Source organism: Bradyrhizobium sp. Mp27, assembly GCF_029953005.1.
In the GTDB taxonomy this organism is placed as follows: domain Bacteria; phylum Pseudomonadota; class Alphaproteobacteria; order Rhizobiales; family Xanthobacteraceae; genus Bradyrhizobium; species Bradyrhizobium barranii.
In genome coordinates, this window is sequence record NZ_JASAUS010000223.1 from 1 (window position 1) to 8933 (window position 8933).

Below are 8933 nucleotides of genomic sequence, written 5' to 3' on the forward strand. Positions count from 1 at the left end.
CCTGGGCTCCGTATTCGGAAGGCCCGGCCTCGTCCTGCATGGTGAGACAGAGGTTAAGAAGCGCAAGGGCCTGGTGCGCCAATTTCAGGAAGACGAAGACGTCCCGTTCTTCGTGCTCTCGGTCAAAGCAGGCGGCACCGGGCTCAATCTCACAGCGGCCTCGCATGTCATTCATTTCGACAGGTGGTGGAATCCGGCCGTCGAAAACCAAGCCACCGACCGTGCCTTCCGGATCGGACAGACCAAGAATGTGCTTGTGCACAAGTTCCTTTGTCGCGGCACCGTGGAAGAAAAGATCGACGATATGATCGAGTCGAAGAAACAATTGGCTGGGGATTTCCTCAGCGGTGGAGCTGACATCCTGTTGACTGAGATGAAAGATGAGGCGTTGCTTAAGCTCGTGACTCTCGATTTGGGTGCGGCGATGAAGGAAGTGGGATGAATGAGCTACTACGGGTGGCACGCTTGCGTGCCGGTAGCTGAGAAGCGGCGGCAGGCAGAACGCAAGTTGGCCAAGCTCAAGAAGCAGGGACGATCCGTTGCGCCCGTGAGGATCGAGGGACGCAAAATTACCAAGAGCTTCTGGGGCAATTCTTGGTGCGTCAACCTCGAACGATACAGCGACTATGAGAACCGCTTGCCGCGCGGTCGGACCTATGTCCGAAACGGCTCGGTTATCGACCTGCATATTGCCAAGGGCGAGATCTCCGCAATGGTCGCCGGGTCTGAGGTCTACCAAATCAAGATTGCCATCGCACCAATTACGCGGGCACGCTGGAAATCCATCTGTCGGGACTGCGCCGGGACCGTCGATTCGCTAGTTGAGCTCCTGCAGGGCCGCTTGGCGAAAGGCGTGATGGAGCGGGTCTGTCGAGAGGGTGACGGCCTGTTTCCGTCGCCGACGGAAATCAAGCTGTCCTGCAGCTGTCCAGATTGGGCAGACATGTGCAAGCACGTTGCGGCAGCACTGTATGGTGTCGGCGCCAGGCTAGATGAAAAGCCTCAGCTTCTTTTCGTGCTGCGTGACGTGGATGAAACTGAAATGCTCGCCAGCGCTGGACAGGGTTCCCCGCTAACAACGGCGCCAGGCGCGGCGAAGGTGCTTGATGAAAGCGATGTCGCCGCTCTATTTGGGCTGGAGATGGCCGAAACTCCCGATACCCCAAATCCTGCCTCACAGTCCCAAAGCGACCCCAACACTCCAAGCCGCAAAAAGGCAAGATATCTGCCGGAAAGACCAAGCCAGCAGCGAAGACCGATGCCGCCTTACATCGTGCGACTCGGGCCAGTTCGGGAACGAAAAAGACAACCCGAGCAAGTGTCGGGAAACGGCGCACTCGGCGGCGACCATAGTATTCCAATGACGCCATCGGGACCCCGTGGCACGGAACGGACGCACCAACCCCGCTGACGAATCTCGGCTATCGGGGCTTGAGCGGAAATGCTGCGAACATGTGGGCGCGGATCCAGAATTGGTTGAGCTAACCAGCTCATCTCAGATTATATAGTAATGTCAATAAAATAAGAGTTCGCAGTTTTGTTCTGAATGGCGCGCCAAAATTGGCACCATCCAGAACAAAACTGCGAACCTTGCGGACGCCGGCGCAAGGCTGACGATCTGCATCGATCGTTCGCGGCCGGGACCAACTCCGTCCGTCATTCTCGCGGCCCATCCGCTCCTGGATTTGCTCGATGGGCCCGAGAAGGGGCCGCGCTCCGCCTCAAGCCGGCAGACGCCGTTCAGGCGGCGAGCGGATCGGCGATCAACGCGGCCGCTCGTGTGACTCATGACCGCGATTTCTTATGCGTGCGTTCTCTGCGTATAATTTCTTGAAGGCTCAGCACGTCGACCTGACGATCATTTGCTGAACCAGCCTGCCCGGAGCTGCCATGTCGTCGATCGGTGCCGCGTTGCTCAACAGCCTTCGTTCCGTCGAGCGTCCGGGTGACTTTTGCGTCGGTGGCACTCGGGAGATCTTCATGCCGACGATCGATGTCGACGGCGTGGGCAGGATCGCCTTTCCGGTGCAGCCCATCCAGGCCGAGCAGTTGGTCGCGAGCGCCGAGGCAGCCCCCTATGGGCGCGGCGAGGCGACGGTGGTCGATCGCAAGGTCCGGAGAACTTGGCAGGTCGATTCCGCTAAGATCCGGATCGGAGGGCGTCACTGGGACAAGACCTTGGCCGGACTGGTCGAGGATGTCGCCCTCGGTCTCGGTGTGGGCGAGCCGGTTGCGGCGGACTTCTATAAGCTTCTTGTCTACGATGCCGGCAGCTTCTTCGTCGACCATCGCGATACCGAGAAAGTCCCCGGCATGTTTGCCACGATGGTGCTCGTGCTGCCCTCGATCCATAGCGGTGGCGAACTGGTCGTCAAGCATCTTGGCCGTGAGGTGGTGTTTGACGTGCATCCCGAGGAACCGTCGGAGGTAGGTTTCGCGGCCTTCTATGCCGACTGCGTGCATGAAGTGCGTCCTGTTCAGACGGGACGTCGCCTGACCCTCGTCTACAATTTGCGCTTCGTCGGCAGGGGGCGTCCGCTGAAGGCGCCCGATTATCGCGCGGAGCACGGGCGGGTGGTGGAGTTGCTGCGGGGCTGGACGAGCGCGGAGGACGAGCCTGACAAGCTGATCCTGCCGTTGGAACATGTCTATACGCCGGCGGAGCTGTCGTTCAGTGCACTCAAGGGTGCCGATGCGGGCGTGGCGTCCGTGCTGGTCAAGGCCGCCACGGAAGCGGACTGCGATCTCCACCTCGCTCTCGTCTCGATCGAGGAAAGCGGCAGTGCCGAACATACCGGCTATTACAGCCGTCGCCGCTGGAGTCGAGACGAGGAGGATGACGAACAATTCGAGGTTGCCGAAGTCATCGACCGGGCGCTGTTCCTCTCCGAGTGGCGGCGACCGGATGGCAGCGAGGCCGGGTTCGACGATTTTCCATTCGATGAGGACGAGCTGTGCCCGTTTGGCGCTTTCGAGGATCTGACGCCGGACGAGCAGCATTTTCACGAGGCGACGGGCAATGAAGGGGCGTCCTTCGAGCGCACCTATCGCCGAGCAGGTTTCGTGTTGTGGCCGACCGCGCGGAGGCTCGCGGTGCTGAATCAAGCCGGCCTCCGCACGACGCTGCCGTATCTCGAAGATCTGACGGCGCGCTGGGAAGCAAGCAAGGCACCGATCCGGTCGCCCTTGTGGCGTGAGGGAGATGAGCTTTCACGGCACATGTTGCGCTCCTGGCCCCGTTCGTCCTGGCGGGAAGACGAAGACGCCGAAGTCGGCCGGATGCTCGATTTGCAGATCCGGCTGCGGAACATGGAGTGCATCGATGCGTTTCTCGCCGGCGTGTCCGCCGAAGGCCATTACGCCGCGCCCGACAACGAAGCGATCCTGCGTGCTGCCGCCCTGCTTCCGGCCCCGCGTGCAACGGAGCTGCTGGTCCGGATTCTCCGACGTAACGCTCCGGCACATCTGGCCGCTTGTGGAGATCTGGTGCAGCGCTGCGTCGCGGGGGCCGCCGGTCGGACGTGCGACCTCATGCAGATCGGCGCAGCCTTGATCGAGGCCTTGCCGGGCCCTCCGACGAAGCGTCAGGAGGTCGACCCCTGGACCTGGTCGGTGCCCGTGAAACCGACCTTCGTTGTCGATCTTCTGACGGCGACAAGCCGGGTCGACGAAGGGCTCGCGGCGCGTGCAATCGAGCACCTGCTGGCCTGGCCGAAGACATACAAGCCGGACGACGTGCTCGTCCCCGCTGCTCGCGCGTTTGCCAAGCTGGCGGAAAGCACGGCATGGCCGGCGGTGGGGCGGCTCAGAGAGGCGTCGCTTGATCACCTGCGCAAGCGCATCGCCCTGCCGCTGGAGGCGCCTCGGGATTGGACCAGGGCCAACCCGCTCACATGCAAATGTAGCGATTGCCGTGAACTGGGCGCGTTCCTGACCGCGCCGGATCAGCAGCAATGGCGCCTGAAGGCGGTCCAGGGTCGCAGGAGCCATGTCGAGGAAAACGTCCGAAGCACGACGTGCGACCTTGATCTCACGACCGAGAGGCGTGGCAGCCCCCATACCTTGGTCGCCACCAAGAACCAGGCCAGCTACGAACGGCGCGCAAAGCAACGCCGGCAAGACCTGGAGCATGCGCCGGCGCTGGACCGATGACGTTGATCTTGCGCCGCACGGAATGGGAAGCTCGAGTCCACAATGAGCCGTAAGAGCCGAATTCCACTCGCTGATCGTGTCGCCGAAGCCGCAGCGGCGGCGCTAGCCGCCCGGCGCTTTGTGAGCGCCATCGACATCCTCGTCGGGATCGGGTGGCTTGATCCTGAAGCGTTGGAGCGTTGGCGCCGCGGGCAGATCGATTGCCTGGAGGAAGTTGTCCGGACAAATCTGCCGCGCATATCGGAAGCCATGCGGCTATTCCGATCCTGGGCAACCGCGAGAGGATTGTTCGCAAGCCAAACCGAGTATGTCGCTCGTACACCGCGGCGCCAGACCCTGCGCTTCAACCGAAGCGGAAATCCTGCCATCGAGGCGTCGTATCGCACGCATTGGGTCTCGCCCGAGCTTTCCGAGAAGAAGCGCGAGTGGCTGGCGGAAAAAGCAAGCCGAGCCCCAGAACTGGTGGTGGTCCAGCCCTTGAACACCGAATGGACATGCCATCGGTGCGGCGGCAGCGGTAGTCTCCTGATGATGGAAACTCCCGGCCCAGCCTGCATGCGCTGCGTCGGCCTCAATGATCTTGATTATCTACCGGCGGGCGATCCCCTGCTCTCGCGGCGCGCGAAAGCGAAGAGCACGCGATATGCAGTTGTCGTGCGCTTCAGCAGGACCCGTCGCCGCTACGAACGACAAGGTCTGCTGATCGAGCCGCGGGCTTTGGCAGATGCGCGGCGCGCTCTCGCCCGATAGATGTGGTCTCGATTGTCAATCGGCGGTTATGGGCTTCAAGTGGCCCATAGTGGGACGCTAATGGGCATCCTGTTTCCAGCGGAGGAACCCGGCGTCACAACGAACCAACGCAATCGCCGATCGACTGAATCATTCCGGATTTGAGGACGTTACGATCTTCGCAGCGTGCGCCGATGGAGCCAGCTGCTCATGAGCACCGCCGACACGTTTCTTGCTACCTACGAAACACCGCGGCCAGCGCGTCTCGCTCCCAACCTCCTCGCTGCCTGTTTTCCGTTGATGAAGCTAATCCCGGCCCGCTTCATGATTGCCCGTGCGCGCGCTTCTGGATACCTTTCATCCGGCGGTCATATTGTTGAGACGACATCCGGTACCTTCGGCTTGGCGCTCGCCATGATCGCGGCGGCGCAGGGTTATCGTTTGACCCTAATCAGCGCCGACACTTTGATCGATCGAACGCTCCGCTGCCGACTGGAGCTGCTCGGGGCGCGACTTGAGGTCGTGGACGATCCGGACGGTTCCGGGGCTCAGAGCCGTCGTCTGGAACGGCTACAGGCGGTCCGCGAAAAAGATGCGGGAACATTCTGGCCTGCACAGTATGATAATCCCGACAATTGCTATGCCTACGGTAGGTTAGCGGAATGGTTCGTACGTCAGGTCGGTCAGGTAGATTGTCTCGTCGGCTGCGCCGGATCCGGAGGGTCCCTGTGCGGCACGGCGGCTATCCTGCGGGAAGTCTTTCCGGAGCTAGTCGTCATCGCCGTTGACACCCCCCCAGTGTGCTCTTCCGGTCATCCGCCCGGACAGCGGCTACTACGCGGGCTTGGCAACTCGATTCTGCCCCGCAATCTGGACCACCGGCTAATCGATGAGATCCATTGGGTCGGCGCTCTGCCCGCCTTCGCGGCCGCCCACCAACTCTGTCGGGACCATGCGCTTTTTATGGGCCCAACGAGCGGAGCAGCCGCCTTGGTGGCGCAATGGTATGCACGCCACCGTGCCGGAGCGATGACGGTTGTCATCTTGCCCGATGAGGGTTTTCGATATCAAGAGACGGTGTTCAACCATAATTGGCTCGCCGCTCTGAATGGTTGGCCGGTCGCCATTGCCGATGCGCCAGCCACACTAGAGAAGATCGTCGTGCCAGGTGGAGAGGGGACATGGACACGCATGATCTGGGGACGGCGGGTCTTGGAAGAGGTGCCGAGCGGCGGAGAAACCGCACGTAGGCTGCGTGGCTAATTCGCCGCAGGCGTGTGGAAACGATCTTGGCGTGGAGCTTCTCGACCTCCAGTTCGTGGGCCGCCTCGCCATCCCGACCAGCGCCCGCGTCGAACGCCCGAACCGCTTGATCCTGAAGCTGCTTCTTCCACGCATAAATCTGGTTCACATGCACCTGGTAGCGCTGCGCCAGATCCGTCACCGTTGATTGTTCTCGCAGCGCCTCCAAGGCGATCTTTGCCTTCAGCGCTGCATCGATTTTTCGTCTCGTCTTCTTCATGGTCCCGCTCCGTTTATCAAAACGGAACGGCATCCGCACCACCTAAGCCGCCGGTCCAAAATCCGGGGTCCATTTCAGGGCTTGCCAGTGTCATATATGGCAACCCGCTGGCAACCCTGGGAGACGGTGCTGAGGCGCATCGCTCCGCGCGAACATGCAGCGATGCAAGATCGACTCGTCGAAGCCATGGGCGAGGAGTTTCAAACCCGCTTGAATCAGTTACTGGCCGAGGATAGTTTGTTAGGCGACCTGGATGCCGAGCGGGTGCTCGGAGCCCAAGTCCGAAACCAAATCGCTGGCGAGATCAATCGCGCGGGCATGGACCTGCTGCTCGCAGAGCGCGGCCTAGAACAATGAGACTTCCCAAGAGCCCCGCAGGGATATTTTTCATTGCTCTGTGGGGCTGCCTCAAGATGGATCGTGCAATCGACATCATCTTTGAGCTGACGATTGGCGCTCGAGCGAGAGGCTGAGGCGCGGCCCGTTGAGGAGCACGCATCTACCGCCGTGAAGATCGCACGGTGTGCGGCAGCGTGAAATGGTCGGCGTGCAGCCGGTTCAAAACTGCTCAGAACGACTCCGCCGACGAAGGATCCTTCCAATGACGGCTTCTTCGGCCTGGCGGCCCAACAAAAAGCAGAGTGGTAGTGCCTGCCGCATCTTGAATGGGGTCGCGAGGCGCTCGAATGGTGCACGCGCTGGAGTTGGCTATCGCTATAGTGATCGGCGCTAGCCGCCAGTACCCATCTTTGGCGACACGTCTGCCGAACGGATGATCGAGTCTCGCTTGCCGCAAGCCGTGCAGATGAAGCGCGGCTCGAGATCGGACAGCCGCATCTCGTCCGGGAGCGAGCCGCAATCCCACGACAGCTAGCTTGTCGGGACTGCTTCCGATGCAAGACATCGGGTTCAAGCCAACGCTGAGATTGCCGGGAGACGAGCGGAAAATCGCCGGGCGCGCGCCCCAGCTCTCGCTTTTGGGGGGCGGAGCTGGGGCTAAGCCGGCTTAGGAGACTGTCAGCGGCGAACCTCCGTCCATGACGTTACGACTTCTCCAAATTTCATCCACGAGGATTCGCTGTTGCTGCGGCGCGCTACTACTTTTGCGCACGCGATCTGCCTTGCCGCTCTGTTTTACGATGTACCCAATCGTGCGGATTGGCCGAACACCCCCATCCCGACCATGCATATCGCGCGATGAGGGATCGCCGCTCCAGCCCACGGAGCGACGGTCCCGCCCTGGGGCCTTCGCAACCGAATCCTACGCCGCATCAGCGCTTTACACCACGCTCGCCAGCCTCTCGGGCGCCCTCTGACGAATAAGGCGGGCTAGATAGCGGCGCACTGGTTTGCACCCGGGGGTAGGACTTGGCCACCGCAGATAGCTGATTGATGCACAGCGCGGCATGACGAAAAGAACATGTCAGGCGACGCTCAGAGGCCGTTCGTGATCGCGCTGGGGGCGTCTGACAAGAACGACTCTCCACTCGCGAGATTGAGATGTGGTCTGCGGCACAATACTGGACCGCTTAGGTTTGCGTTATCCACTCGCCGGGTAGTACGGTCAACGAATACACCAACCATGATGGGTAGCACCATTAGCTTTCTTCTTGAAGTCTCTCAACTGCTGGTGTATTGTCTCAAGCATCGATACTGGCCGAACAACTGTTCCGCTTTCGCCTCAGATCCTGACGGCGCGCACGTTTCAGACATTCTCCAACATCGACTAACCGGAACACTGGCCGCAACTCTGCGCGCCAGGTCCTGCGCGCATGCGAAAGGAAGACCTGATGAACACAGGTACAGTGAAGTGGTTTAACACCCAAAAGGGCTTCGGCTTTATCCAGCCGACAAGCGGTAGCAATGACGTTTTTGTTCATATCAGCGCGGTCGAACGCGCCGGTATGGGTACTCTGAGCGAAGGTCAGGCGCTGTCATATGACATCGTCGCAGACCGTCGTTCGGGCAAGTCCGCTGCCGAAAATCTTCGTGCGGCTTAATTAAGAGCACGACAGACCTATCGCTCTAGCCACGGATGTACTGGCAGAGCTTGTGGTCCGCCCCGTCACCGAGTCATCGGGGCGGGGTTTTTGATTCGACCCCGTCAGCGATTGTAAAAGTGAGTCTCGTGTGCGGCTTCGTTCGCCTCGACAATCGGGTGACTGGGCCGCCGAGCTAAAATAAAGGCACAGACTATAGCCGAACCGAGGCGATGGCCCCCGTCGGCAGATCGCCTGCTTCGAGTGCTCAGTTTGCGGTGCGACCATGGAATCGTGGAATACCGCTTGGGTACCGACCTACAGGTTGATTGCGGGCCCCGTTCGGCATTTTTCCGAAGGATGATTGACTAGTGCGGATGTCGGATGAGGAACGCGTCTTCCTGCTGACCCAGCATCACATCGTCTCGGACGGCGGTCGATGGGCGTGCTGGTGCATGAACTCAGTCGGCTTTACCGGGCGTTCGAGGCTGGACAGGACGATCCTTTGCCGCCGTTGGCGATCCAGTATCCGGATTATGCCGCCTGGCAAC

Annotated in this window: 7 protein-coding genes and 1 pseudogene; all 8 read left to right on the forward strand. The window is 60.8% G+C overall.

Going from position 1 to position 8933, the window contains the following annotated elements; genetic code table 11:
- Positions 1–442, forward strand: a 442-nt coding sequence (locus QJT78_RS45870) for a C-terminal helicase domain-containing protein (RefSeq protein ID WP_281460659.1), incomplete at its 5' end; no start/stop codon positions are given.
- Positions 443–1411 (forward strand): SWIM zinc finger family protein, encoded by a 969-nt coding sequence (locus QJT78_RS45875; protein ID WP_244433327.1) that lies wholly within the window; start codon positions 443–445, stop codon positions 1409–1411. It begins immediately after the preceding gene.
- 479 nt (positions 1412–1890) lie between these two features.
- Positions 1891–4152, forward strand: coding sequence for a 2OG-Fe(II) oxygenase (locus tag QJT78_RS45880; protein WP_028153998.1), 2262 nt, complete (start codon positions 1891–1893; stop codon positions 4150–4152).
- A gap of 42 nt (positions 4153–4194) precedes the next feature.
- Positions 4195–4902, forward strand: a complete 708-nt coding sequence (locus QJT78_RS45885; protein WP_028153997.1) for a hypothetical protein — start codon at positions 4195–4197, stop codon at positions 4900–4902.
- Between the two features lie 189 nt (positions 4903–5091).
- A complete protein-coding gene (locus QJT78_RS45890; RefSeq protein ID WP_060913180.1) occupies positions 5092–6144 on the forward strand; it encodes a pyridoxal-phosphate dependent enzyme in 1053 nt (350 codons plus the stop codon).
- A 31-nt stretch (positions 6145–6175) separates the two neighbouring features.
- Positions 6176–6331 (forward strand): hypothetical protein, encoded by a 156-nt coding sequence (locus QJT78_RS45895; RefSeq protein ID WP_171901344.1) that lies wholly within the window; start codon positions 6176–6178, stop codon positions 6329–6331.
- Positions 6332–6496: 165 nt separating this feature from the next.
- Positions 6497–6760: pseudogene (locus QJT78_RS45900) on the forward strand (E3 ubiquitin--protein ligase); the annotation flags it as partial.
- 1433 nt (positions 6761–8193) lie between these two features.
- Complete coding sequence (locus tag QJT78_RS45905) at positions 8194–8403, forward strand: cold-shock protein (protein ID WP_028153994.1); 210 nt, start codon at positions 8194–8196, stop codon at positions 8401–8403.
- Positions 8404–8933: the final 530 nt, after the last annotated feature.

Bases quoted from the DNA above. Each gene is read 5' to 3' on its own strand.
- QJT78_RS45875 (WP_244433327.1), top strand. From the start codon at position 443: ATGAGCTACTACGGGTGGCACGCTTGCGTGCCGGTAGCTGAGAAGCGG.
- QJT78_RS45880 (WP_028153998.1), top strand. From the start codon at position 1,891: ATGTCGTCGATCGGTGCCGCGTTGCTCAACAGCCTTCGTTCCGTCGAG.
- QJT78_RS45885 (WP_028153997.1), top strand. From the start codon at position 4,195: ATGAGCCGTAAGAGCCGAATTCCACTCGCTGATCGTGTCGCCGAAGCC.
- QJT78_RS45890 (WP_060913180.1), top strand. From the start codon at position 5,092: ATGAGCACCGCCGACACGTTTCTTGCTACCTACGAAACACCGCGGCCA.
- QJT78_RS45905 (WP_028153994.1), top strand. From the start codon at position 8,194: ATGAACACAGGTACAGTGAAGTGGTTTAACACCCAAAAGGGCTTCGGC.